The organism is Limnobacter alexandrii (genome assembly GCF_005871185.1).
Lineage (GTDB): Bacteria > Pseudomonadota > Gammaproteobacteria > Burkholderiales > Burkholderiaceae_B > Limnobacter > Limnobacter alexandrii.
On record NZ_SWKN01000009.1, the window covers coordinates 44,924 to 70,469 of the forward strand.

At 54.5% G+C, this 25,546-nt stretch carries 26 protein-coding genes; 13 read left to right on the top strand and 13 right to left on the bottom strand.

The annotated features are described in order from the left end of the window. Nucleotides 1-15: 15 nt before the first annotated feature. The 3 genes from FCS97_RS11985 to FCS97_RS11995 all read left to right on the top strand — a co-directional run bounded on the left by FCS97_RS11985 (nt 16) and on the right by FCS97_RS11995 (nt 1,773). Complete coding sequence (locus FCS97_RS11985; RefSeq protein WP_138518670.1) at nt 16-417, top strand: bactofilin family protein; 402 nt, start codon at nt 16-18, stop codon at nt 415-417. A gap of 23 nt (nt 418-440) precedes the next feature. Continuing rightward, a complete protein-coding gene (gene erpA / locus FCS97_RS11990; RefSeq protein ID WP_008251471.1) occupies nt 441-791 on the top strand; it encodes an iron-sulfur cluster insertion protein ErpA in 351 nt (116 codons plus the stop codon). An 82-nt stretch (nt 792-873) separates the two neighbouring features. Then, entirely contained in the window at nt 874-1,773 is a 900-nt protein-coding gene (locus tag FCS97_RS11995; protein WP_138518671.1) for an AEC family transporter, read from the top strand. A gap of 609 nt (nt 1,774-2,382) precedes the next feature. On the opposite strand, the gene miaA is transcribed toward FCS97_RS11995, so the two are convergent. Genes miaA through tsaE form a run of 4 tightly spaced genes read right to left on the bottom strand, consistent with a single transcriptional unit; the run spans nt 2,383 to nt 7,065 of the window. Further along, the gene (gene miaA, locus FCS97_RS12000) at nt 2,383-3,339 is read right to left on the bottom strand and encodes a tRNA (adenosine(37)-N6)-dimethylallyltransferase MiaA (RefSeq protein WP_138518672.1); all 957 of its coding nucleotides are present in this window, start codon (nt 3,337-3,339) and stop codon (nt 2,383-2,385) included. A 9-nt stretch (nt 3,340-3,348) separates the two neighbouring features. Further along, the gene (gene mutL / locus FCS97_RS12005; RefSeq protein ID WP_138518673.1) at nt 3,349-5,199 is read right to left on the bottom strand and encodes a DNA mismatch repair endonuclease MutL; all 1,851 of its coding nucleotides are present in this window, start codon (nt 5,197-5,199) and stop codon (nt 3,349-3,351) included. Nucleotides 5,200-5,229: 30 nt separating this feature from the next. Continuing rightward, the gene (locus FCS97_RS12010; RefSeq protein ID WP_425460749.1) at nt 5,230-6,534 is read right to left on the bottom strand and encodes an N-acetylmuramoyl-L-alanine amidase; all 1,305 of its coding nucleotides are present in this window, start codon (nt 6,532-6,534) and stop codon (nt 5,230-5,232) included. Nucleotides 6,535-6,579: 45 nt separating this feature from the next. After that, complete coding sequence (tsaE, locus tag FCS97_RS12015) at nt 6,580-7,065, bottom strand: tRNA (adenosine(37)-N6)-threonylcarbamoyltransferase complex ATPase subunit type 1 TsaE (protein ID WP_138518675.1); 486 nt, start codon at nt 7,063-7,065, stop codon at nt 6,580-6,582. Here tsaE and queG point away from each other — a divergent pair. Then, on the top strand, nt 7,064-8,149 hold the full coding sequence (queG, locus tag FCS97_RS12020; RefSeq protein ID WP_138518676.1) for a tRNA epoxyqueuosine(34) reductase QueG: 1,086 nt from the start codon (nt 7,064-7,066) through the stop codon (nt 8,147-8,149). The genes tsaE and queG overlap by 2 nt on opposite strands. On the opposite strand, the gene purM is transcribed toward queG, so the two are convergent. Then, a complete protein-coding gene (gene purM, locus FCS97_RS12025) occupies nt 8,146-9,180 on the bottom strand; it encodes a phosphoribosylformylglycinamidine cyclo-ligase (protein ID WP_138518677.1) in 1,035 nt (344 codons plus the stop codon). The genes queG and purM overlap by 4 nt on opposite strands. Nucleotides 9,181-9,336: 156 nt before the next feature. On the opposite strand from purM, the gene FCS97_RS12030 reads away from it, so the two are divergent. From FCS97_RS12030 to panD, 8 genes are all read left to right on the top strand, one after another. After that, nucleotides 9,337-10,032, top strand: a complete 696-nt coding sequence (locus FCS97_RS12030) for an HdaA/DnaA family protein (RefSeq protein ID WP_171035298.1) — start codon at nt 9,337-9,339, stop codon at nt 10,030-10,032. Beyond that, nucleotides 10,013-10,678 carry a histidinol-phosphatase gene (locus tag FCS97_RS12035; RefSeq protein ID WP_138518679.1) on the top strand — a complete coding sequence of 222 codons (666 nt, stop codon included), beginning with the start codon at nt 10,013-10,015 and terminating at the stop codon, nt 10,676-10,678. Before FCS97_RS12030 ends, FCS97_RS12035 begins: the two co-directional genes overlap by 20 nt. After that, nucleotides 10,675-12,132, top strand: coding sequence for a polynucleotide adenylyltransferase PcnB (gene pcnB / locus FCS97_RS12040; protein ID WP_138518680.1), 1,458 nt, complete (start codon nt 10,675-10,677; stop codon nt 12,130-12,132). Before FCS97_RS12035 ends, pcnB begins: the two co-directional genes overlap by 4 nt. Before the next feature lie 8 nt (nt 12,133-12,140). Beyond that, a complete protein-coding gene (folK, locus tag FCS97_RS12045) occupies nt 12,141-12,632 on the top strand; it encodes a 2-amino-4-hydroxy-6-hydroxymethyldihydropteridine diphosphokinase (protein WP_138518681.1) in 492 nt (163 codons plus the stop codon). A 75-nt stretch (nt 12,633-12,707) separates the two neighbouring features. Then, nucleotides 12,708-13,349, top strand: a complete 642-nt coding sequence (locus FCS97_RS12050; RefSeq protein ID WP_138518682.1) for a deoxynucleoside kinase — start codon at nt 12,708-12,710, stop codon at nt 13,347-13,349. A 28-nt stretch (nt 13,350-13,377) separates the two neighbouring features. Next, a complete protein-coding gene (panB, locus tag FCS97_RS12055) occupies nt 13,378-14,208 on the top strand; it encodes a 3-methyl-2-oxobutanoate hydroxymethyltransferase (protein ID WP_138518683.1) in 831 nt (276 codons plus the stop codon). A gap of 7 nt (nt 14,209-14,215) precedes the next feature. After that, on the top strand, nt 14,216-15,067 hold the full coding sequence (gene panC, locus FCS97_RS12060; protein ID WP_138518684.1) for a pantoate--beta-alanine ligase: 852 nt from the start codon (nt 14,216-14,218) through the stop codon (nt 15,065-15,067). Further along, complete coding sequence (panD, locus tag FCS97_RS12065; protein WP_138518685.1) at nt 15,067-15,447, top strand: aspartate 1-decarboxylase; 381 nt, start codon at nt 15,067-15,069, stop codon at nt 15,445-15,447. Before panC ends, panD begins: the two co-directional genes overlap by 1 nt. A 22-nt stretch (nt 15,448-15,469) precedes the next feature. On the opposite strand, the gene FCS97_RS12070 is transcribed toward panD, so the two are convergent. The 7 genes from FCS97_RS12070 to FCS97_RS12100 all read right to left on the bottom strand — a co-directional run bounded on the left by FCS97_RS12070 (nt 15,470) and on the right by FCS97_RS12100 (nt 22,949). Then, nucleotides 15,470-16,501: an L-threonylcarbamoyladenylate synthase gene (locus FCS97_RS12070; RefSeq protein ID WP_138518686.1), complete on the bottom strand. Its 1,032-nt coding sequence runs from the start codon at nt 16,499-16,501 to the stop codon at nt 15,470-15,472. Beyond that, nucleotides 16,488-17,663 carry a 5-(carboxyamino)imidazole ribonucleotide synthase gene (locus FCS97_RS12075; RefSeq protein ID WP_138518687.1) on the bottom strand — a complete coding sequence of 392 codons (1,176 nt, stop codon included), beginning with the start codon at nt 17,661-17,663 and terminating at the stop codon, nt 16,488-16,490. Before FCS97_RS12075 ends, FCS97_RS12070 begins: the two co-directional genes overlap by 14 nt. A 17-nt stretch (nt 17,664-17,680) precedes the next feature. Beyond that, nucleotides 17,681-18,202 carry a 5-(carboxyamino)imidazole ribonucleotide mutase gene (gene purE, locus FCS97_RS12080; RefSeq protein WP_138518688.1) on the bottom strand — a complete coding sequence of 174 codons (522 nt, stop codon included), beginning with the start codon at nt 18,200-18,202 and terminating at the stop codon, nt 17,681-17,683. Nucleotides 18,203-18,206: 4 nt separating this feature from the next. Further along, nucleotides 18,207-19,103, bottom strand: a complete 897-nt coding sequence (locus tag FCS97_RS12085) for a phosphoribosylaminoimidazolesuccinocarboxamide synthase (protein ID WP_138518689.1) — start codon at nt 19,101-19,103, stop codon at nt 18,207-18,209. Nucleotides 19,104-19,189: 86 nt separating this feature from the next. Further along, nucleotides 19,190-20,254 (bottom strand): class II fructose-bisphosphate aldolase, encoded by a 1,065-nt coding sequence (gene fba / locus FCS97_RS12090; RefSeq protein ID WP_105027056.1) that lies wholly within the window; start codon nt 20,252-20,254, stop codon nt 19,190-19,192. A gap of 35 nt (nt 20,255-20,289) precedes the next feature. Then, complete coding sequence (gene pyk, locus FCS97_RS12095; protein WP_138518690.1) at nt 20,290-21,768, bottom strand: pyruvate kinase; 1,479 nt, start codon at nt 21,766-21,768, stop codon at nt 20,290-20,292. After that, nucleotides 21,768-22,949, bottom strand: coding sequence for a phosphoglycerate kinase (locus FCS97_RS12100; protein WP_138518691.1), 1,182 nt, complete (start codon nt 22,947-22,949; stop codon nt 21,768-21,770). The genes pyk and FCS97_RS12100 overlap by 1 nt, the downstream gene beginning before the upstream one ends. A 107-nt stretch (nt 22,950-23,056) precedes the next feature. Here FCS97_RS12100 and FCS97_RS12105 point away from each other — a divergent pair, with 107 nt between their 5' ends. Further along, nucleotides 23,057-23,593, top strand: coding sequence for a rhomboid family intramembrane serine protease (locus FCS97_RS12105; protein WP_138518692.1), 537 nt, complete (start codon nt 23,057-23,059; stop codon nt 23,591-23,593). Here FCS97_RS12105 and FCS97_RS12110 read toward each other — a convergent pair. Further along, nucleotides 23,547-25,541 carry a S8 family peptidase gene (locus tag FCS97_RS12110; RefSeq protein ID WP_138518693.1) on the bottom strand — a complete coding sequence of 665 codons (1,995 nt, stop codon included), beginning with the start codon at nt 25,539-25,541 and terminating at the stop codon, nt 23,547-23,549. The two genes, FCS97_RS12105 and FCS97_RS12110, sit on opposite strands and share 47 nt — an antisense overlap. Between the last annotated feature and the right edge of the window lie 5 nt (nt 25,542-25,546).

Consider the following 25,546-nt stretch of genomic DNA (forward strand, 5'->3'; position numbering starts at 1 on the left):
AGGGGTTTTACAAGCATGTTCTCGAAAAAGAATACAAAGCGGCTGTTACCAATCCAAAGCCTGGTGGGCGCTGATATGGTGCTGAGAGGTGATTTGCGTTTCAAAGGTGGCCTGCGCATTGATGGCGAGGTAGACGGCAATGTGATCGCAGATGAAAGTGCGCAATCACTGCTCGTTATTTCAGAAACCGGCAAAGTGCGCGGTAGCGTGCGCGTTGGGCACGTTGTGGTTAGTGGCTTGATTGAGGGCCCGATTGAAGCGAACCAGCTTCTGGAACTACACCCTTCCGCAAATGTCTCAGGTGACGTAAGATATAGGGCATTGGAGATGCATCCAGGTGCAGTCGTAGACGGTACCTTGCACCATGAGAGCGAAGAAGTCGTACCGGGTAAACTGGCCCTGGCTTCCAGCAAGTAATTCCAGCAACAAGGCAGGACAAGATGGACGTAACTACAGAACAACCCAGCGTATTGGTTTTCACTGACTCAGCCGCAGCCAAGGTGCGCGACTTGATCAATGAGGAAGGCAACCCCAACCTGAAATTGCGCGTTTTCGTGCAAGGTGGTGGCTGCTCCGGTTTCCAGTACGGTTTCACTTTCGACGAAGACGTGAATGAAGACGACACGGCGCTTGACAAGGGTGGTGTAACCCTTCTGATCGATTCCATGAGTTACCAGTATTTGACTGGCGCTGAAATTGATTACAAAGAGGACATCAACGGAGCGCAGTTTGTGATCAAGAATCCAAACGCTACAACCACTTGCGGTTGTGGATCGTCTTTCTCGGTCTAAATCAAGCCTAGCTTGAACGAAACCCACCTTCGGGTGGGTTTTTTATTGGCTTAATGCCCAAACACCAAACCCACACAAGCAATTGTCCCCTCTTCTTCTTTTCCCCGATTTTGCAATTATCGCGCTGGGTTATCTGCTGCGCCGCTTCTGGATGGCCCCTGCAGCCTGGGTGACCATAGAGAAGCTGGTTTATTTTGTGCTGTTTCCATGTCTGCTTTTTTTCTCGGTGGTCTCAAGCAATTTTGACGTGAACACGGTTGGAGCATTCGCCTTGGGTGGTCCCGCCGTTATATTTTCAGCTTTTGTGTTGGGCTGGTTGGGCTTGCTGTTCAGCAAGATGGGACGGGTGGACTTTGCCTCGGGCCTGCAAACCGCCTACCGCTTCAATTCCTACATCGGCCTGGCTTTGGCCAGCCGCCTGGGTGGGCAATCGGCCGTGGCAAACATAGCAATTTTGCTGGCGTTGGGAGTGCCACTGTGCAATGTGTTGGCTGTAGGTACCATGAGCAAGGGCGGTCGTTTGGGTGCATTTGTCGACATTCTGAAAAATCCACTGATTATTGGAACCTGCCTGGGCATTGCCGCCAAGTTGATGGGGGTTCAGGTGCCTGAACCCGTCATGCTCACGCTGGAACGTCTGGCGCAAGCCGCGGTGTCGCTAGGTTTGCTTGCGGTGGGGGCTGGCTTGGTATTCTCGGGCCTGAAAGGCAACTGGCCAGTGTCGGTTTGGTGGTTGTTTGTGAAACTGCTGGTGTCACCTTTGGTGGCAGTTCTTTACTCGCATTTCACCGGGCTTTCGCAAGAACAGACCACGGTACTACTCGTATTCTCTGCAATTCCGTCTGCATCAAGTGCCTATATTCTGGCGGCACGCATGGGTGGAAATGCACCCCTTGTGGCCTGCCTTATTTCCATGTCTACCGTGGGGGCGGCAATTACCCTGCCATTGGTGTTTGCGCTGGCGCAGCGTTTCCCCTTGTAATCAAGCTGGTTTGTGTAGCCCGATCGGCTTGGGTTCCGCTTTCTCGACTGCACGTTAACTGCCCACTCGGCGCGAGTTTCAATCTCTCGCCTGAAAACCTGGTTTTCCCTTCTTGAGATTCACCCTGACTCACCTCGCTCGGCAAAAGGGCGGGCCGAGTCTCGGTGCCGGCCCATGGCCGACCGTGGCGGGTGAATTCAAACGGGCAGGTTTTCTTGAAGGCGAGGCGATCGAAACACCGCCGCCGATTGGGCGTTGAACACTGCGGTGAGGCGGAGCTGAACTTGCAAGTGGCAGCGCACGGGAGGTTTTAAGCCAACTCGGCAGTGGGATTGCTTGAGACGCACTTCAAGAAAACCGCCCCGTTTGAGTTTATTCGCTGCGTTCGGCGCCAAGCCGACACCAAGACTCGGCCATGTTTTTTGCCGAGCGAGGTGAGCAAGAATAAAGTCAAAAAGGGATCAAGCGGTTTTCTGTGCGACACGAGCAACCCACGCCGAGTTGACAGAAACTGCAGCGATGACCCATCAAGTTCAGATCAAAAGTCACCAGTGACAGGCGGCACAAGTAACCCATGCCGAGGTGGCAAGAAACCGCCGCAGTGAGCAGTCAGGGCAGCAATTCCTCGATCTGCTTTTGTATCCAAGGCCTCACTGAGTCAAGCCAATTGCTCTGCAAGGGATCAACCACCTCTTTGTTGGCAGTCGAACGCAGCCAGGTAATTTGCCGCTTGGCCAATTGGCGGGTGGCGGCAATGCCACGGTCTATCATTTCCTGCCGCGTGCAGTGGCCGTGCAAATGTTCCCACACTTGCCGATAGCCCACACACCGCATGGAGGGCATTGTGTCGTCCAACACGTAATTGTGACGAAGCTCAACAAGCTCTTCCACAAGGCCTTGCGCCAGCATGTCCAGAAAACGCGATTCAATGCGCTTGTGCAACACGGCCCGGTCAGAGGGTTCAATGGCCAGGGTGGGAATGCGCAAATCCTCAAGCTGGTCTCGCTGGTGAAAACCCGACAGCGGCTGGCCTGTAATTTGAAAAACCTCAAGGGCGCGCTGCAATCGCTGGGAGTCATTGGGTTTCAAGCGCTGGGCGGTAATTGGATCAACCTGGGCAAGCCGGGCGTGAATGGCGGGCCAACCATGTTCCATGGCCTGTTGTTCAATGGCTTGGCGAATTTCTGCATTGGCGGCGGGAAGGTTGTCAAGGCCACTGACCAGCGTTTTGTAATACATCATGGTGCCCCCCAGGATAACTGGCACCTTGCCCCTCGCCCGGATATCTGCAATTAGCGCATGGCATTGAACAACAAACTCAGCGGCGCTGAATGTGTCGCTTGGCGTGATGATATCGATAAGGTGATGGGGCACCAAGGCCAGTTCTTGAGGGGTGGGTTTGGCAGTGCCGATGTTCATGTCACGAAACACCAACGCAGAATCAAGACTGACAATTTCTATCGGAAAGCCTTGATCAGCCATCCACAGGCCCAAGGCGGACTTGCCTGAGGCTGTAGGCCCAAGCACCGCCAAGGCAGGAATGAAACCGGAACTGGAGCTGCCCACACTACCCCCTTACTGACCGCGCAAGAACCATTTGTCCATTTCAGACAAGCTGAAATGGCGCCAGGTGGGCCTGCCATGGTTGCACTGATCAGACCGTTCAGTTCGTTCCATGGAACGCAACAGCGCATTCATTTCAGGCACGGTAAGCTTTCTGTTTGCACGCACTGCCGTGTGGCAGGCCAAGCCCGCCAGCCATTCATTGCGCTGGCGTTCAAGCACATGGGCCACGCCGTACTGGTGCAAGTCCTCCAGCCACTGCTGAAGCAAAGCCGACAGGTCTTGTCCTGCCAACATGGTGGGCACAGCACGCACTGCGATTTCTTGGGTTGAAATCAGGCTAAGCCGAAAGCCAAGCTTTTCCCAGAGATGCTGACCATTGTCGACTTCACTGGCTAGGCGTGGATCAATTTGTACCAACAGGGGCACCAGCAATTCTTGAGAGGAAATGGTCTGCTGATTGTCCAGCGCATTCTTGAACTGCTCATACAGCACCCGTTCATGAGCAGCGTGCATGTCGACCACTACCATGCCGTCCGGACGCAAAGCCAAAATGTAAATGCCGTGCACTTGTGCGATGGCCTGTCCTAAATATTCCGAATGTTCTGCATTCTCGACAGCGTGGTTTGGCTGCGTGTCTTGCACCAATGGCCGGGGTGTAATGGCAGTGGGTCGCGGCGCTGATTCAATGGGGCGGTACGCTTGAATGTAATCGGCGAGTTCTTCGCGCAGAAAAGGAAGTGCTGCACTTTTCGCTTGCACCTGAACAGCGGGCATTGGTGTGGACGATGAGCGCCACACAGTGCCACCGCTGGGCGCGGCAACTGCAGGGCCGTCAACACCCAAAGACGGTTCGCTCAGGGAAACAACTGCCCTGGAGGGCGCCAGACAGGCCTGAATGGATTGGCGCACCCATTGGTGCACTGCCCGTGCATTCCTGAAACGAACCTCGGTTTTTGCGGGGTGCACATTCACGTCCACCTCATTGGCAGGCAAATTCAGAAACAACACAAACGCCGGAAATTTGTCGCCGTGAAGCACATCTTCATAGGCTGACCGCACGGCATGCCCAATCAGTTTGTCTTTCACGAAGCGGCCATTGACGTAAAAAAACTGCATGTCACCCTTGCCGCGGGCTGCGTCAGGCAGGCCAACCGCACCATGCAATTGCATGTCGGCAGTTTGCACATCAATTGGTTTTGAGGCGCCATTGGCCATGGTTTCCAGAATACTGAACACCCGGGCACTCCAGCTACTTTCCTGAAAGCGGCTTTGCAATTTGCCATCGCGGTACACCAGCCAAGTGACCGAGGGATTGGCCAAGGCCATGCGCTTGACCACATCGAGGCACTGAAAAAACTCGGTTTGCTCGGTTTTCAGAAATTTGCGGCGCGCCGGGGTGCTGAAATACAGCGATTGCACATCCACTGTGGTGCCGGGGCTGGCCGGTGAGGGCTCAACAAGCCACCGGCCGCTTTGGTTGCTGATGCTGTAGGCACATTCCTGGCCTTTGGGATAACTGCTCAGGGTGAATTGACTCACCGAGGCAATCGAGGCCAAAGCCTCGCCACGAAAACCAAGGCTCATGACACTTTCAAGTTCGTTAAGCGATTGAATTTTTGAAGTGGCATGGCGTGTAACCGCCAACTCGAGTTCGTCTTTGGGTATGCCCTTGCCGTTGTCTTGAATGCAAATTCGTTGAATGCCACCGCCATCGATGCGCACAGTAATTTCAGTGGCCCCTGCATCCAGCGCGTTTTCAAGAAGTTCTTTGACGACCGATGCTGGGCGATCAACCACCTCGCCTGCGGCAATTTGGCTGATCAAGACATCGGGCAACAGGGATATTGGGCGGTTGTTCATCTGCCCATTATAAGTGCCAGCAAGCAGGGTTTAAGTGAGTGGAGTGCGGGCTACTGGAGGGTTCTTGGCGAAGTAATTGGCAATGCCCTTGGCAATGGCTTCGGCCAGCTCTTGCTGATGCGCCGGGTTGGCCAGTTTTTTCTCTTCAGCCGGGTTGCTGATAAACGCTGTTTCAATGAGGATAGATGGAATATCAGGCGCTTTCAGCACCGCGAAACCCGCCTGCTCTACCCGTGGTTTGTGCAGGCGATTCACCTTGCCAAGGTTACCAAGTACAGCATCGCCCAGTTTCAAGCTGTCGTTGATTTGTGCGGTTGTGGACAAGTCGAGCAACACGCGAGCCAATTGGGAATCGGTGCCTTTGATATTCACACCACCAATCAAATCAGATGCATTTTCTTTGTTGGCAATCCATTTTGCAGCGGTGCTTGATGCGCCACGCTCGGACAACACATACACCGACGATCCGCCTGCGGTGGGACGAATGAAGGCATCGGCATGCACGGACACAAACAGGTCTGCATTCACACTACGGGCCTTCTGCACCCGTGTATTCAAGGGCACGAAAAAGTCGCCATTGCGAGTCAACATCGCACGCATGCCTGGCATTTTGTCAATTTCCGCTTTCAGCTTTTTACTGATCGCCAGCACCACATTCTTTTCATAGGTACCGCCCTTGCCCACGGCACCGGGATCCTCACCACCATGGCCAGGGTCGATCGCAACAGTGATCATGCGCCGCAGTTCCGGTGCAGGCTTTTTCTCGACCGGTGCATTCGGTTGAGCTTTGGCTGTCTCGGTTTTGCTGCTGCCTTTGTCTGGCGCTGCACCGTCCAGTTTCAGCGTACCGTTCGTTTCAGACTCGGCCAAACGCAGGGCGCGAGAAATCTCGTCTTCACGCATGGCCGGGTCTTCCGACTTTTGCAGCAAAGCCAGCAACGGATCAGCCGGATTCTTCGGGTAAAAATCAACCACGAAACGATTTTTATACTCGGCAATCGGATCAATGGTGAAAATTTCGGGCTTGACCTCGGCTTTCAGGTCGAACACCAGACGAACAGTGTTCGCATCATATTGCCCGACGCGAATTTGCTGAACATAGGGATCATCGGGATGCAGGCGGCTTGTAAGGTCTTTCAGAGTGTTGTCGAGGCGCATGTCGAGCAAATCGATCACCATGCGCCACGGGTTTTCAATCAGAAAGTGCTTGTACTTGATGGCGCCGGCATGCTCCAGCGTTACGCGAGTGTACTCATCAGCGGGCCACAGCCGCACATCAACAAACTTCACCTGGTCGGCAGCCAAGGCGCCCACAGGAATCAGTTTCAGGAGCATTCCTGCTCCAACGGTTTTCAACAAGTCGCGACGCGAATTCATAGGCTATTGTTGTTCGTTCAGTTTTTCTACCAAATGCTGCCCAGTAATCGACAGGGCCTTCACCTCGATGCGCCGCCCTGTTGTTTCCAGGCTCGCTTGCTGGTGATAACTCAATTGAATTTCCAGATCGGCTTGGGGAAGTAGACCACCTGCTTTCTCTGGCCATTCGACCAAACAAACGGCATTTTCCTCAAAGTAATCACGAAATCCGGATTCTTGCCACTCATTCTGATCGAAGAATCGATAAAAATCAAAGTGATACACAGAATAATTCGAGAAATTGTAAGGTTCTACCAACGCATAGCTTGGACTTTTTACCGCACCCTGAACACCCAAAGCCCGCAGAAAGGCACGCACCAAGGCTGTTTTTCCAGCCCCCAATGGGCCGGAAAGGTAGATGCGAAGCGGTGCTTGCACGAGTTTAGCCAGCTTTTCCCCTACACTGTGGGTTGCGGCATCGTCGGGTAAATAGCGGGTATAAGTTTTCATGCAGGCTCATCAAGAACAAGAGAACTGGGCATTGTTGCAACGTGTGGCCAACGCACAGGGTTTGGGCTGCATGGGGGTCAGCGACACCCATTTGCAGGCCTGTGAACCCCATTTGCAAGCCTGGCTTGATCAGGGCATGCATGGCGAAATGGCCTACATGGAACGCCACGGACTGAATCGCCTGAATGCAGACACCCTGTTTCCCGGTGCGATTCGAATCGTATCACTGCGCGTGCCCTATGTACCTGAAACAACGCTGAACCAGCCCGATGCGGCGACATTCACAGAGAAAACCCTGAGTGAGATTGAGGCGAGGGAACAACCCTATGTCAGCTTGTATGCGCGAGGTCGCGACTACCACAAGGTAATACGCCAGCGCCTGAAACGATTTGCCGACGCTGTGAATGCCGAAGTGCACGGCTTCGGATTTCGCGTGGCCGTAGACAGCGCCCCCACCGCCGAAGTAGAAATAGCGCGCAAGGCGGGTTTGGGCTGGCGAGGCAAGCACACTTTGCTGATTCACCCCGATGAAGGTTCGCTGTTTTTTCTGGGTGAAGTGTTCACGAATATGCCCCTGCCCTTGAGCGGCGAATTTGGAAAAAACCACTGCGGCACCTGCAACAGCTGCATGACAGCTTGCCCCACCAATGCGATCGTGAAACCCTATCAAGTGGATGCCCGGCTGTGCATTTCTTACCTGACCATTGAACACGACAGCGAAATACCTGTTGAATTGCGACCGCTTGTCGGCACCCGAATTTACGGCTGCGACGACTGCCAACTCGCCTGCCCGTGGAACAAATTCGCCAAGCCAGCAGAATACGCCGACTTCAATCCTCGAGACGAATTTGAAAAACCGGACTGGTTGGAAATGATGCGGTGGAGTGAAACCGAGTTTTTGAAGCGAACAGAGGGCAGCGCCATTCGGCGAATCGGCTACAAACGGTTTAGAAGAAATTTGGCCGTGGCCGCGGGCAACAGCGTTGGCGTGGTCGGCATGCGTGAATCGCTGCTTGAAATGCGTTCAAGCGCCGATGCATTCCTGAAGGAACACATCGACTGGGCTTTGTCCCGTCTGGCTTAGCGTCGAACGATGGTGTGTGCTTCACCTTCCACACGCGGGCGTACCACACCCACCTGATACACCTTTTCGCCCGCTGCGCTCAACAAATCCATTGCAGCCTGGGCCTGCTCAGCTGGCAATACCACAACCATACCGATGCCGCAGTTGAACACGCGATTCATTTCATCAAACGGCACCTGACCATTTTCCTGCAGCCACTTGAACAATTCAGTTTCTGGCCAGGTACCGCGATCCAGTTCAGCCACCAGGTTGTCGGGCAATACGCGGGGAATGTTTTCAACCAGCCCACCACCCGTGATGTGCGCCAGCGCGTGAACTGGCACCTTCTTGATCAACTCAAGCACCGGCTTTACGTACATGCGTGTGGGGGCCATGATGGCCTCGCGCAAGGGCATGCCGTCGCACATCTGGTTCAAATCGGGCTGTGCACGTTCCAGGATTTTGCGCACCAAAGAAAAACCGTTGGAGTGAATACCATTGGAGGCCAAACCCAAAATAACATCGCCTGCTTTTACTTTGCTGGCATCGAGAATTTCAGACTTTTCAACAATACCCACCGCAAAACCGGCAAGATCGTATTCGCCATCGGGATACATGCCGGGCATTTCAGCGGTTTCACCGCCGATTAGTGCACAACCGGCCTGTTCGCAACCGTAGGCGATACCGCCCACCACGCTGGCTGCGGTTTTCACGTCCAGCTTGCCGCAGGCAAAGTAATCCAGAAAATAAAGGGGCTCTGCGCCTTGCACCAAAATGTCGTTGGCACTCATGGCGACCAGGTCAATGCCCACGGTGTTGTGAATATTCCATTCAAAAGCCAGTCGCAATTTGGTGCCCACACCATCGGTGCCGGAGACCAGCACAGGCTCCCTGTAACCTTTGGGCACTTCAAACATGGCACCGAAGCCGCCGATACCAGCCAATACGCCGGGGCGCATGGTGCGTTTGGCCAAGGGTTTGATTGCATCAACCAGGTCATCACCAGCTTGCATGTCGACGCCGGCGTCTTTGTAGGTCAAGGGAGAATTCATTGAAATTCGGTCCGAAAAATTGTGGAGCTGGGTTGCTTGCTGCAGGTTTGTGGCCACAAGCGCGAGTGGGTGTATTTTAACCGAGACGAGGCGGAAAAAGTGTCATTCAAGGGTATTATTGGGGGCTGCTCGATTCCCCCCGCTTTGGCAATGCCCATGCAACAGTTGCTTCTCGATGTGTTCACGCCCCCAAGGCCAACACTGTCCAACTTTCTGGTCGGACAGAACGGGCAACTTGTACATGAGCTGCGAGAACTGATCAACATGAAGGGAACCAGTCCGTTTGTGTACATCTACGGGCCACCGGGCTGCGGCAAAAGTCATTTGCTGCGTGGCGTGGCCAGCCAATTGGGCGTCAGTGTACTGGCGGGCGGCAATCGCTTTGTATTCAAGCCCGGCGAACAGGTTTTGATTATTGACAACATTGAGCGTCTGACACCGTATTCGCAGGTGCAGTTGTTCAATGCATTCAATTCAAGCATGGCCGAGCGCAAACCCGGTAAAATTGTGTTGGCGGGTGAATGCCCTGCCACGGAACTGAAGCTGCGAGACGATTTGCGCACACGCATTGAGGCAGGCTTGTGCCTGCGAGTGCAGCCATTGAGCGACCAGGAAAAACACGAAGCACTGCAAGCCATGGCGAAATCGAGAGGCCTGCAGTTAAGCGAGGAAGTCATCGAGTACGCACTTCGCTATTTTCAGCGCGACATGGGTTCGCTCATGGCAGTGATGGACGGGCTGGACCGCTTTTCCCTTGAACAACAAAAACCAGTGAGCGTAACTTTGCTGCGACACTGGATGAAACGACGAGAAAGTCTGGTAATTCGAGAATATGAAACTCGCACTGTTTGACCTTGACAACACCCTGTTGCCAATTGACTCCGACCATGGATGGTCGCAATTCCTGATTAACAAAGGCGTGCTGGACCGAGCCGAGTTTGAAGCACGCAATGATCAGTTTTTTGCGGATTACAAGGCTGGTACGCTGAACATTGATGAATTTTTAAACTTTCAATTGCGCCCGCTGCGCGACAACAAACGTGCTCAACTGGCGGTTTGGCACCATGAATTCATGGCCGAGGTAATTCGACCCAATATGAAACCAAGCGCCATGGAGCTGGTGAAACTACACCAGGCCGAAAACGCCGTGTGCGTCATTATTACGGCGACCAACAGTTTTATTACCCAACCCATTGCGCAGGCATTCGGCATTGAAGCCCTGATTGCAACTGAGCCAGAAGTTCTCGATGGTGAATACACAGGGAAAGTGACTGGCGTACCCAGCTTCAGGGAGGGCAAGGTTACGCGGCTTAAGGACTGGCTGGCTGAAAAAAACTGGACGCTGGACAGTTTCGAGAGCAGTCACTTTTACAGTGACTCCATCAACGACCTGCCCCTTCTGGAATGCGTAAGCCACCCGGTGGCCGCGAATCCCGACAACAAACTGGCTGAAATTGCACAAACACGCGGCTGGCCTGTACTTGAGTTGTTCAAATGATCAAGAAACTATTCAAACGGATGTTTTCCAAGCCGGCGACCCTGGGCCGGGAGGCTCCAAAACCTGCGGCACACCTGAACATGGGTGAGTCCAAAAAAGTCAAAGCCAGCTACGGTGTGCACAAGCCCAAAGTGTGGGGTGTGGCCGATCACAAAATTGATCGCCGCTTGGTGAGCCACAATGCGATTCGCGTGTGCGAAACACTGCAAAGCAAAGGCTACAAAGCATTTGTTGTGGGTGGTGCCGTTCGTGACTTGCTACTGGGCATGCGCCCCAAAGACTTCGACGTGGCCACAGATGCAAGCCCTGAACAAACCCAGCGACTATTTCGCCGTGCCCGGGTAATTGGGCGCAGGTTTCAAATTGTGCATGTGATGTTCGGCCCGGAAACCATTGAAACGTCGACTTTCCGGGCTTTGGCCAGCGCCAGCAACGAGAAGGACGAACATGGCCGGGTGCTGCGCGACAATGAGTTCGGGCGACAAGACGAAGATGCATCAAGGCGAGACTTCACAGTGAACGCCATGTATTACGACCCCAGCACGGAAACCGTGTGGGACTACCACCACGGCATGGAAGACCTGCGCGCCCGGGTGTTGCGCATGATCGGCGAGCCCAGCCTGCGCTATCGCGAAGACCCGGTGCGCATGCTCCGGGTGGTTCGTTTCGCGGCCAAGCTGAACTTTGACATTGAACCGGCCACCTATGCGCCCATTGCGGAGTTGTCGGACTTGCTGCGCAATGTGCCCGCCTCTCGCCTGTTTGATGAAATGCTGAAACTGCTGATGAGCGGTTCAGCCATGGCGTGCCTGAAAGGTTTGCGCGAAGCTGGTTTGCACCACGGCGTATTCCCGCTGCTCGACGCCATTCTGGAACATGAACGGGGCGAACCTTTCCTGACCGAAGCACTTGCACGCACCGACAAACGCGTGAAGGAAGGCAAGCCACTCAGCCCTGGTTTCCTGTTTGCCTGCCTGTTGTGGCATTTGGTGCTGGAAAACTGGGAAAAGAAACTTGAACAGGGCGAATTGAAGTTCCCTGCCCTGTTTGCCGCGATGGACGACGTGCTGGCTGAACAGGCGGAGCGCACGGCCATTCCACGTCGCCTGACTGGCGACATGCGTGAAATTTGGGCATTTCAGCCGCGTTTCGAAAAACGTGCTGGCAAGGCGCCCTTCCGCATGCTGGAGCAACAAAAATTCCGGGCATCGCTGGATTTCTATGAATTGCGCGCCATGGTTGGTGATATCGATGCCGACACTGAACTTGCGCAGTGGTGGCGGGAGTTCAGTGACGGTGACGTCAACAACCGCCAGAACATGCTGGACGCACTGCGCGGAACACCGGCAGGCACTGATGGGGCGGCCAAGAAAAAACGGCGGCGCCGAAAACCCAAACCCAGTGCAAATGCGCCCGGTGACAGCCATACCGGACAAGGGCAGCAAGGCGAGTGAACGCCGCGGTGAATCATAATTTGGGAGACACACCGTGTTACCTCGGCTTGGGTGGCAACCTGGGCCACCCCATGGCCCTGTTCGATGAAGTGATTGAGCATTTCCGCGCCCATCCTTTGGCCAAAGCAGTGAAAGAATCACCACGATTTGAAAGTGCGCCGGTAGACGCCACTGGACCCAACTATGTGAATTCTGTGCTGGAGTTGACGTGGCTGGGCAGCGCAGAGCAACTATTACATGCCTGTATGGCGATTGAGTCACAATTGGGCCGGATTCGCACCACGCGCAACGCCCCCCGCCCCATCGATGTGGATGTGCTCCTGTTCGGCCAGCAAACCGTTAACACTTCAAAGCTTACAGTGCCCCACCCCCGCATGCACTTGCGGCGCTTTGTGCTGGAACCGTTGTTGCAGTTAAACCCGACTATTCTTATCCCCGGCCTGGGTCCAGCCAAACATTATTTGCCTGGCACGCTGGATCAGATCGTCAAAGCAATTTGAACTTTTTTTCCAATACCAGCTTCACCCCTGCGCTACACTGAGGCCGCACGCAAGCCCACCACCGGAGAATAAAACTTGTTGTCAGAAAAGTATCGCCATATCGTGATCGAAGGCCCCATTGGCGTGGGAAAAACCTCGCTGGCCCGACTGATCGCCCAGCGATTCCAGGCCGAGTTGTTGCTTGAAAAACCCGAGGACAATCCGTTTCTCGAGAAGTTTTATCAGGAACCCGCGCGCTATGCCCTGCCCACACAATTGTTTTTCCTGTTTCAGCGCATCGGACAGCTGCGCGATTTAACCCAGCGCGACTTTTTTGAAAACATGGTGGTCAGCGATTTTTTACTCGAAAAAGACCGCATGTTTGCCAGCCTGACGCTGGACGAAGAAGAACTGAAGCTGTACCAGCAAATTTACCAGCACCAAAGCCCGCAAACCAGCGTGCCTGATTTGGTGATTTACCTGCAAGCCTCGCCGCAGGCGCTGATTGAGCGTGTGCAGAAACGTGCAACCCCTTACGAAGCCAACATCACCGAAGCTTATTTGTCGCAGTTAAGTGATGCATACAGCCGGTTTTTTTATCACTACGACGACGCACCCTTGTTGATTGTGAACACCGAGCATTTGAACCCGGTTGACCATTCCGAAGATTTTGAGTTGCTGTTAAACCAGATCGAGGGAATGAAAGGTCGACGCGAGTTTTTCAACTGGTCTGAGTAACACACAACATCCAACACGAGAGCACAACATGAGCGCACAACCCCAAGCTGCTGCCAGCAACACCCGCAAGGCTGTTACCTTGCCCGCGTTGCTGGACATGAAAAAGAATCAGGAAAAAATTGCCATGCTGACCTGCTACGACGCCTGCTTTGCCAGCGTGCTTGATGCCAGCGGCGTGGATATTCTGCTGATTGGTGATTCTTTGGGCATGGTACTGGCTGGCATGCCGAGCACCCTGCCTGTGACCATGGACATGATGGAATACCACACCCGTTGTGTGGCCGCTGGGAATAAAAATGCATTCGTAGTAGCAGACATGCCCTTTGGCAGCTATCAGGAAAGCCCTGAACAGGCCTATCGCAACGCCGCACGCCTGATGGCAGCAGGCGCGAACATGGTGAAACTGGAGGGCACTGCCTGGCTGGCCCCAACCGTGGAATACCTGACCACACGTGACATCCCGGTGTGTGCGCACCTGGGCCTGACCCCACAGTCAGTCAGCGCACTGGGAGGTTATCGTGTGCAAGGTCGTGATGCCAAAGCCGCCAAAATATTGAAAATCAATGCCAAAGCCATGCAAGAGGCTGGTGCCCAAATGGTTTTGTTCGAATTGATTCCGGGCAAACTGGCTTCGGATATTTCTAAAAGCCTGACGGTGCCCACCATTGGTATTGGCGCGGGGGTTGATTGTGACGGACAAGTTTTGGTGCTGCACGACATGTTGAATGTTTTTCCAGGCAAAAAACCGAAGTTTGTGCGCAATTTCATGGATAATCAGCCCTCGATTCAAGCCGCCGTGCAAGCCTATGTGTCTGCAGTCAAAGACAAAAGCTTCCCGACGGTAGAACACACATTCTGAGTATTTGATGAGACAGATTTCTTCCATTTCCGAGCTGCGTGACCAGTTGCGTGGCCAGAACCGGGTGGCTTTTGTGCCCACCATGGGCAATTTGCACGAGGGCCACATGAGCCTGATGCGCATTGCTGCCAAGCACGGCGACCCCGTGGTGGCCAGTGTGTTTGTCAACCGTTTGCAATTTGGCCCGAATGAGGATTTCGACAAATACCCCCGCACCATGCAAGAAGATGCGGAAAAACTGGAAAAGGAACAGGTGTATGTGATGTTTGCGCCCACCGAGCGCGACCTGTACCCCGAACCGCAGGATTACCGTGTCAAGCCGCCCGATGATTTGGGTGGCACACTGGAAGGGGAGTTTCGCCCAGGCTTCTTTGAAGGTGTCAGTACCGTAGTCACCAAACTGTTTAACTGCGTACAACCCAAAGTGGCTGTGTTTGGCAAAAAAGACTATCAGCAACTGATGATTATTCGGCGCCTGGTGGCTCAGTTGGCCATGCCGATCGAAATTATTGCGGCACCCACTGTGCGCGCTGAAGATGGCTTGGCCCTTTCTTCGCGCAACCGTTACCTGAACGAACAGGACCGTGCTGAGGCACCGTTTTTGTATCAACTTTTGAATGATCTCTCGAATCAGGTAAAATCGGGTCGCCCGAATTTAGACCAGTTGGTACAATTGGAGCGAAAATGCGCCGACACACTGGCAAGCCGTGGCTGGAAGCCCGATTATTTTGAGGTACGCAGGCAATCAGACCTGCAGCGCCCCACCGATGAAAACCTGTCCGATCAAACGCCGCTGGTTATTCTTGCAGCGGCCAAGCTGGGTCAAACCCGCCTGATCGACAATCTGGAGATTGCGTAATGCACCGTGAAATGTTGCTCGGTAAAATTCACCGCGCGAAAGTAACCCACTGCGAACTTCACTATGAAGGCTCGTGCGCGATCGACGAAAATCTTCTGGACGCCTCTGGAATTATCGAATTTCAGCGCATCGACATCTATGTGATCGACAATGGCGAGCGCTTTTCAACTTATGCCATCAAGGGCGAGCGCGGCAGCGGCATGATTTCCTTGAATGGTGCGGCTGCACGCCGTGCTCAAAAGGGTGACTTGGTGATTATTGCGGCCTACGGCACGCTGGATGACCAGGAATGCAAAACATTCCAGCCCAAGCTGGTCTTTGTTGATGACAACAATGTGATCGCCGAACAACGCGGCCACATTCCAACCCAGCAAATGTAATTAAGCCGAATAGGCTGACAACTTAAGCGGAAGCGCGTTTCAATCGGTCGTTGACCGCTTCCCAATCCGGGGTTTGCCCTGGCTTTTCAAACAACACTTGTTTGCAAGCCAATTCATCGGCCTGTCGCAAGGTGGCGTATAGCGCCTTGGCTACCTCGGTGGGTTTGTCACTCAAGGTTTCAACCAGCACTTCACCACACTTTTCGCGCAAAGCGTCAGCCTGCGCCAGGAATTCATCGGTCCAACCCACACAGAGGGTTTTGTGTTGAACCACCAACGAGCCGAGTTCACCGGCATTCAACACCCACACCTTGGCATCTGGGCTGTAATGCTTTTCGAGTGCTCCGGAAACCCGGGGATTGGCGTTGGGGGTTTTCGATACCTCCCCATGACTTTTCACGGGCACACCCAGCACGGCCTCTATTTGCTCGGCCGTAATGGCACCTGGCCTCAACACTGCGGGCTGCTCGTTCAACAGGGAAACAATCGTGGATTCAATTCCAATCTCGGGTACATCACCATCAAGAATGAACGGAATTCGATCCCCGAGCTCGGCGAGTACGTGCGTGGCCCTTGTGGGGCTGACTTTGCCGAATCGATTGGCTGAAGGTGCTGCAACCGGCACACCAGTGGCTTTTAACAATTCAATGGCGACCGGGTGTGAAGGACAGCGAATACCCACAGAATTCTGCCCGCCTGTCACTTCAAATGGCATGCGCTCACCCTTGGGCACCACCAAGGTAAGCGGGCCTGGCCAGAATGCGCTGATCAACTTTTTCATGGTGGGTGTGACTTCAGCCACCCAGCCAGTTAGTTCGGCGCCTGGCGCAACATGGGCGATAAGTGGGTGCTCCGAAGGTCGCCCCTTCGCTTTGAAAATGCCTTCGATGGCTGCCAATTGGGTAACCGCTGCACCCAGGCCAAACACGGTTTCAGTGGGGAAAGCCACCAATTGGCCTTTCTGAAGCGCTTGGGAACAACGCCGAATATTGGCCTCGCTGGCGTTCAGTAATTCAGCATGCAGGTGGGGCATGCCGGAATCAGTCGTCGTCATCACCAATGCCCAGAATATCCCGAACTTCTTGGGCAACCGCCAGGGCACGGTCAAGGGTTTCCGCAATCACGGTGATGTGGCCCATCTTGCGCCCTACCCGGGCTTGTTCCTTGCCATAGAGGTGAAGCTTCACCTCCGGAATGGCCAATACTTTGTCCCAAGCTGGTTCGCGCTCGCTGCCATCTTCGCCGTACCAAAGATCGCCCAGCAAGTTCACCATGACAGCAGGGCTGTGCTGGCGCGTGTCGCCCAAAGGCAAGCCGGCAAGTATGCGGGCCTGTTGTTCGAATTGACAGGTTACGCAAGCGTCGATCGAGTAATGCCCGCTGTTGTGGGGGCGTGGCGCAATTTCATTGACCACAAGGCCCAAATCATCGACCACAAAAAATTCAACGCAGAGTACGCCCACATAATCGAGCGCGCCGGCAATTGAAATCGCGTTGGCGCGGGCTTGGGCAGCCATGGCGTCATCAATGCGGGCTGGCACGATGGTGGTGGCCAAAATGCCCTTGCGGTGGTGGTTTTCAGCCACAGGAAACGTGGCACATTCACCTTTGTGGTCGCGCGCGACGATCACAGACATTTCCTTTTGCAAGGTGAGGCGCTTTTCAAGCACGCATTCCACTTCATTGAGATCAGCAAAGGCTGCACGCACTTCGTCCAGCGTTTTCACGCGGACTTGCCCCTTGCCGTCGTAGCCCAGGCGGGCTGTTTTCACAATGCCGGGCAGCAAATTCTCGAGATCGTCGGTGATGTCGGTCATGTTGCGAATGGCAGCATGGGGGGCCACTGGCACGCCGCAACCCGTGATGTAGGCTTTTTCTTCAATGCGGTTTTGCGCCACACCCACCGAGAAAGCCGATGGGCTGACTGGAATGCTTTTGGAGAGCGTGTCCAAGGCCAGTGCCGGTACGTTTTCAAATTCAGTGGTGACACCCACGCAACGCTGTGCCAGTTTGGCCAAACCCTGGTCGTCCATGTAATCGGCCAATACTTGATCATCCGCCACTGATCCCGCAGGGCCGTTGGCCACGGGGTCGAGCACCAGCACGCGATACCCCATGCTTTGCGCTGCCATGCAGAACATGCGGCCCAACTGGCCTCCACCCAACAGGCCCAGCCACTGGCCGGGTTTGGCTGTTTTGAATTCGATCTTGCTCATGTATCTGGTTTAAAAAATCAACGCAAAGGGGGCAGTTCCATTTCACGGGCCACGTTGGACTGGCTCACGCGAAAATCCTGCAATTTCAAGTTCAGGGCTGTGTCGGTCAAGGCCAAAATTGCCACCGCCCCCAAAGCCGCATTGGCCGCACCGGCTTCGCCAATGGCAAAGGTGTGCACCGGAATGCCCTTGGGCATTTGCACAATCGACAACAGGGAGTCTTCTCCACGCAAGTACTTGGACGGCACAGGCACACCCATAACAGGAACAATGGTTTTGGCGGCCAACATACCCGGCAAGTGCGCAGCACCACCAGCACCAGCAATAATCACTTGTATGCCGCGGGTGGCCGCTGTTTCGGCGTAAGCAAACATTTCATCGGGCATGCGGTGGGCTGACACCACACGGGCCTCGTAGTCCACGCCAAAGTCGCGCAACACTTGCACGGCGTTTTTCATGACTTCCCAATCGGAAGACGAACCCATGACCACACCCACTTTGGGATGGTCGGAGGTGTGCAGGTGTGTGGCTTCTATCATGTTCTTATCCAATCCAAAGGCGACCAGTCAAAATTTCATAGGCTTGACGGTATTTGGCCGCTGTTTTGTCGATGATGTCTTGTGGCAGTGTAGGCGCTGGTGCCTTTTTGTTCCAGCCCGGCACACTTTCCAGGTAATCGCGAACAAACTGTTTGTCGTAAGAAGGTGGAGAAATGCCCACCTGGTATTGATCGGCTGGCCAAAAACGTGATGAATCGGCAGTCAGTACCTCATCCATCAAGGTCAGGGTGCCGTTTTCATCCAGCCCGAATTCAAACTTGGTGTCGGCAATAATGATGCCCTGTCGCGCCGCGTAGTCGCTGGCTTTTGTGTACAAGGCAATCGAGACCTCTCGAATTTGCTTGGCCAGGTCGCGGCCCACCACATCGCTCATGGTGTCGAAATCAATGTTCTCGTCGTGCTCGCCCATGGCGGCCTTGGTGGCTGGCGTGAAAATAGGCTCGTCCAGCTTGGCTGCCATTTGCATGCCTGATGGCAATTTAATGCCGCACACCGCACCTGTGGACTGGTAGTCTTTCCAGCCAGAACCGATCAGGTAACCGCGCACCACAGCCTCAATGGGCAGGGCCTTCAGCTTCTTGACCACCATGGAGCGACCCTTGATTTGAGGTGCCTCTTCAGCTGACACCACTGTTTCGGGGGCAATGCCGGTGAGGTGATTGGGCACCACGTCGGCCAGAATGTCGAACCAGAACTGGGCCATCTGGGTAAGCACCATGCCTTTTTCAGGAATGGGCTGATCCAGAATGACATCGAATGCAGACAGGCGGTCGCTGGCCACAATCAACATTTTGTCGTCGCCAACGGAAAAATTTTCCCGAACCTTGCCACGGTGCAGCAATGGCAAGGAAGTCAGCTTGGTTTCAAACACAGTACTCATTCAAATGGCCTCTTGGGATTCAGGCTTTAAAAATAAAACACGCGGGGCACAGCCCGCGTGAGCTTCTACAGGCGTTGACAAGTCGTTTATTGAACGATTTGTGCAAGTTCACCTTTGGCGTATTTCTGTGCAATTTCGCTCATGGGGATCGGCTTGATTTTTGCACCCTGCCCCTCACAGCCAAACTCCATGTAACGCTGTTTGCAAATTTGCTTGGCCGCTTCACGTGCTGGCTTGAGCCATTCGCGAGCATCGAACTTGTCGGGGTTTTCAAACAGGAACTTGCGCACTGCACCGGTCATGGCCAAGCGAATGTCGGTGTCAATGTTGATTTTGCGCACGCCGTACTTGATGGCTTCCTGAATTTCTTCCACGGGCACACCATAGGTTTCTTTCATCTTGCCGCCGTACTGGTTGATGATGGCCAGCAATTCTGCAGGCACGGACGATGAACCGTGCATCACCAAGTGAGTGTTGGGAATGCGGGCATGAATTTCCTTCACGCGCGAAATGGCCAGAATATCGCCAGTGGGCTTGCGGCTGAACTTGTATGCACCATGGCTGGTGCCAATCGCGATGGCCAGTGCATCCAGTTGGGTGCCTTTTACGAACACGGCAGCCTCTTCTGGGTCAGTCAGCATTTGGCTGTGGTCCAGCTTGCCTTCCGCGCCAATGCCGTCTTCCTCGCCAGCTTCACCCGTTTCCAGATTGCCCAGGCAACCCAGCTCACCTTCTACGGTTACACCGACCTTGTGGGCCATGTCCACTACTTTGCGGGTCACTTCAAGGTTGTAATCGAAAGACGCCGGAGTTTTACCGTCTTCCATCAATGAACCGTCCATCATGACCGAGCCAAAGCCCAAATCAATCGCGCCCTGACACACCTTGGGGCTGGTACCGTGGTCTTGGTGCATCACCAAAGGAATGTGCGGAAATGCTTCGACCGCGGCTTGGATCAGGTGCTTGATGAATGGCTCGCCTGCGTACTTGCGGGCACCAGCGCTGGCTTGCAAAATCACAGGCGCGCCCACTTCATCGGCGGCAGCCATCACGGCTTGAACCTGTTCCAGGTTGTTTACATTGAACGCGGGGATGCCATAGCCGTTTTCAGCAGCATGGTCCAGCAGTTGGCGCATGGATACGAGAGGCATTTCAAAGTCTCCGAAAAATAAAATTAATTAATTGGTCAATTCAGCAGGCCAATGTGTTCGCCCACGCGAACAATTTTCATGGTGTTGGTTCCACCCGACTTGCCAATTGGCTCACCAATGGTGATCACAATCAAATCACCCAACTCAACCACTTTGGCATCCAGCAAAGCCTGCTCCGATTTCGCCAGCAAAACCTCGCGGTCCTCCGTTTCGTACTGCATCATCACAGTGCGCACATCGCGGTACATCGACAGGCGACGACGTGTTTTTTCCTCAGGTGTCAGCGCGAATATTGGCACGCCACTGTTCAAACGCGACATCCACAAGGCTGTTGAACCAGACTGGGTCAGCGCAGCAATCGCTTTCACCTCCAGATGGTGCGCAGTGAACAAGGCCGCCATGGCGATCGATTGATCCACGCGCTTGAACTTGCGATTCAGGAAATCCGCGTCCAGACTGATGGTGGCAGATTTCTCAGCCTCAACGCACACGCGTGCCATGGCCACAATTGTTTCTACCGGAAACTTGCCTGCCGCAGTTTCAGCGGACAACATGACAGCATCCGTGCCATCGAGCACGGCATTGGCCACATCAGAAACTTCAGCACGGGTGGGCACTGGGCTTTCAATCATGCTTTCCATCATCTGGGTAGCAGTAATGGTTAGCTTGTTGGCCTCCCGGGCGGCGCGAATGAGGCGCTTTTGGGCGGCAGGCACTGCCGCATCCCCAATTTCAACAGCCAGATCGCCACGGGCCACCATCAGACCGTCGCAAGAACGGATCAGATCATCCAGATTCTCGAGTGCCTCGCAGCGCTCAATTTTCGCGATCATCATGGCGTGCCCACCAGCCGCACGAGTCAGCTCACGAGCCATGTACATGTCGGCACCACTTTTGGGAAAGCTGACAGCAATGTAGTCCGCTTCGAAAGCCACAGCGGTGCGAATGTCTTCCATGTCTTTGGAGGTCAGCGCTGGCGCAGACAAGCCACCGCCCAATTTGTTAATGCCCTTGCGGTTTTTAAGCACACCGCCCACTTCAGTTTCGCAGTGAATTTGGCTGGGGGTTACTTTCTTGACCTTCAACACGATTTTGCCATCGTCTAGCAACAAGGTGTCGCCAGCTTTTACATCATTGACCAGCTCGGGATAGTCCAAACCAACCCGCTCATCGTCACCCGAATCGCACTTGGCTTCCAGCACAAAGGGCTGACCATTCACGAGGTTCGTGGAACCGTTGGCAAACACACCAATCCGGATTTTTGGTCCTTGCAAATCAGCCATTACGGCGATGTCACGCTTCAAGCGAGCCGCAATTTCACGCACGGTTTTAACCCGGTCAATGTGCTCTTGCGCGGTGCCATGCGAGAAATTGACCCGCACCACATTCATGCCAGCCGCGATCATCCGCTCAAGCACGGCGGGGTCGGTGGATGCTGGCCCCAAAGTCGCGACGATTTTGGTTTGACGGGGTACGTAGGCGTTGGGCACTGATTTGCTCCCTGAGTTGGCCATCAAACGGCTCTTTGTTGAAGAATTTCAACAGCCGGCAGCGTTTTGCCTTCCAGAAATTCAAGGAATGCGCCGCCGCCAGTGGAAATATAACTAACCTGCTCGCCAATGTTGTATTTGGATATGGCGGCCAGGGTGTCACCACCGCCCGCAATCGAGAAGGCCTTGGAATTTGCAATGGCCATGGCCAGGCGCTCGGTGCCTTTGCCAAACTGGTCGAATTCGAATACACCCACTGGGCCGTTCCAGACAATGGTGCCGGCTTTGTCCAAAATTGCAGCCAGTTCCTCAGCCGTGTTCGGCCCAATGTCGAAAATCATGTCATCGGCAGCCACATCGCCCACTTTCTTGGTGGTCGCGTAGGCTGTTGGAGAGAACTCTTTGCCCACCACCACATCGGTAGGAATGGGCACAGCAGCACCGCGTGCTTTCATGTTGTCGATGATGGTTTTGGCCTCATTGACCAAATCGTGTTCAGCCAGTGATTTGCCAATTGGCAAGCCCAGGGCTGCCATGAAGGTGTTGGCAATACCGCCGCCCACGATCAGCTGATCGACTTTGTCGGCCAGGCTGTTCAAGATCGTCAGTTTGGTCGATACCTTTGAACCCGCCACAATGGCCACCATGGGGCGCTTGGGGGCAGAAAGCGCTGCACCCAGGGCATCCAGCTCGGCGGCCAGCAAAGGGCCAGCACACGCCACTGGTGCGTATTGTGCCGCACCGTGAGTGGTGGCTTCGGCCCGGTGGGCAGTGCCAAATGCGTCGTTCACGTAAATGTCGCAAAGTGCAGCAATTTGTTGCGCCAGTTCCGGCTTGTTCTTCTTCTCGCCTTTGTTAAATCGGCAATTCTCGAGCAGCAACACTTCTCCAGCCTTCACCTCAACGCCATTAACCCAGTCTTTCACCAGGCGAACGGGGCGCCCCAACAATTCGCCAAGGCGAACTGCCACAGGAGCCAAGCTCAGCTTTTCATCGTACTCACCTTCGGTGGGACGGCCAAAGTGGCTGGTCAACAACAAGGCTGCGTTGTTGTTCAAGCAATATTCAATGCCAGGCAAAGAGGCACGAATGCGGGTGTCTTCCGTGATGTTGCCATTTGCATCCACTGGCACGTTAAAATCGACGCGGATCAACACGCGTTTGTTGGATACGTTTTGGTCGGTCAGGCGCAGGAAACGCAACATTGCTTTTCAACTCTCAAGGAAGGTTATTGGAAACAATCCGGAATTATAACGCCCCCAGCCCACTTTTCCTCGGGTTCGCCTCCTCCTTTGTCATCGGAATCTTGGCAATGTCAGGGCAAGTTTTTGCACCCGACTTTGCTCAGCAAGGGCTTGATTTAATTGACTCATTCTTTATTTATGTTTTGCTGGCACAGTTTACCCACCTGGGCTGGGTTCATCTGGGCTTGAACCTCGCTGGGCTGGCGATTGTGACCTGGGGCTTTTCCGGGCAGCGCAGCGCCGCTGAATGGCTGTGGATACAGCTGGTTTCCCTGTTGTGGCTGGCGTGCTACTTAAGCTGGATTGAACCTGTTCAATGGTATTGCGGGCTGAGCGGTGCCCTGCATTTTCAATTCACCGCCTGCTTGCTGATTGCCCTTTACAGAAGCCCAAGCAGGCTTGCGCAAAGCTGGCCTTTGTGGGTGCTTGCCGCCGGGCTTGCTGTGAAACTGACACTTGAATGGCATTCGGGCCCCACCACCGATTCACTGGTGGGCGGCCCGATTGCATTTGAGGCACACAGGGGGGGCGCTTTGGGTGGTGGTTTACTTGGACTCGCTATGATTGGGTGCTCACTGCGATGGAAGTCGAACCGTACTTCCTGAATACCCATATCAAAACAGACATCAAGAACAAACCGGGCAAGGTGGTGGCACCACCGCCACCGCCGCCCCCACCACCTGTGGAAACTGACGAACTGGAGCCTGAGCTGTTGTCGGTTGTGGGTGTGGTAGTGCCGCCCGAGCTGGCATTGGCCACCGAGGAAGGCGAACTGCCATCGTCTCCGCTGGCGACCACACGCAGCGCAGTAAAGCTGCTGTGGGCTTCACCAACCGAGTCAGTCACAGTGAGTTGAAACACCAAATCTGTACTTGAGCCCGGTGCTGGTAAATCAACGTCAGCGGAGGTTTGGGTTCCGCTCATCAACTGCTCACCTGAAACCTGGGTCCAAGCATAGGAGGCGATGCTGCGCCCTGCGGCCACGCTGCTTGCAGAACCACGCAGGCGAACCGGATTCAAACCAGTGGCGCTTTCCTGAAACCCACTGGTGCCAAGGCCGTTGGCCGATGCAGACGCATTGGCCACGGGGCGCGTGCCTTTCACGGCAGACACCGCGGCAAATGCATCTAGCATGCCAGTACCACATACTGCGGTGGTGCAATTGCAACTGCCCGAACCCTGATTGGCCGTGCAGGTACTGCTTCTGGGACTTAAAAAACTTGAAGTGCTGCTGAGGATTTGGCTGCGCAACTGGGCTGGCGTGAGTGCAGGGTTGATTGCACGCATAAGCCCCGCGGTTGCCGCCACCAGTGGGGCAGCAAACGAAGTACCGGTTTTGCTGACCAAACTGGCCGAGGACGGTGTGGTTGTGCCCGAGTTACCCAAACCCACCAGGCCATTGCTGAAACCGCCGGGTGCCATCAGGCTGACTGCGCTGCCAATGGCACTGTAGCTGGCACGGCTACCATCTCGATCCAAGGCACCCACTGCAAGCACATTGCTGCAGTTCGCAGGGGAATCGACCGAACCGCCGCTGTTGCCCGCGGCAGCCACCACCAGAGTACCTGCTGCATTCACACGGTCTACCACTGTTTGCTCAAATGAACTGCAGGTGGTGGGGCTACCCAAACTCAGGTTGATTACATCGGCCGGATTGGGATTGCGTGGAATACCGGGCACGTCAAGGCCGGCAGACCACAACATGGCGTCCAGCACATCCGACAACAAACCGCCGCATTTGCCAAGCACACGTACGGGCAACACCTTCACATTCCAGTCAGCACCAGCCACATCGGAATCGCTGTGGGTATTTGCGGCAATTTGTCCTGCCACGAATGTGCCGTGCCAGCTTGAATTCTTGACACTGCAACCTGAAAACGCAGATGTTTGCGTGTCTGCGCTGCTAATCCAGTTTCCAGGGTCTGCTGCATTGGCATCGCGGCCGTTGCCATCATTGGCCGTGGGCACATCCGACACGAAGTCATAGCCGCTGAGGAGGCGACCCATCAAATCCGGGGTTTCGAAAACCACGCCAGTGTCCAGCACAGCCACGATCACGTCGGCACTGCCACGCACCACATCCCAAGCTTGGTCAAACTTGGCACCTGCGGTATTGAATGTCGAACGCAAGGCCCACTGATTTGAAAAGGTGGGATCATTGGGCGTTGCAAAGGCACGCATGGGGCGGTCTTCAATAGCGAATTCCACCTCGGGGTCGCTGGCCAAGCGATTCAGCATGGATTGTTGATCACTTGCACGCACACTGCTACCCCAACGCATCACATGAGTACCCACCGAACCGGCACGCAACCAGGTCGCATCCACATTGTTTCGGCTCATGACCTCTGCAAGAAACTCGCCTTCTTTTTCGAGGCGGCGAAGAGACGGTGCACTGCTTAACTCGACCGAGTTTTTCAGTTTGATGATGAACTGGGCGCCGCCGCTTTGCGCGTGGGCAGGCGCGACCAAGAGAATCCAAAGCATGAGCAAAACGCTGGTGACCAGCACACGCAATGGCGTCACTTTTTGCTTTTTTGGACGAAAGGTCAACATGGCAG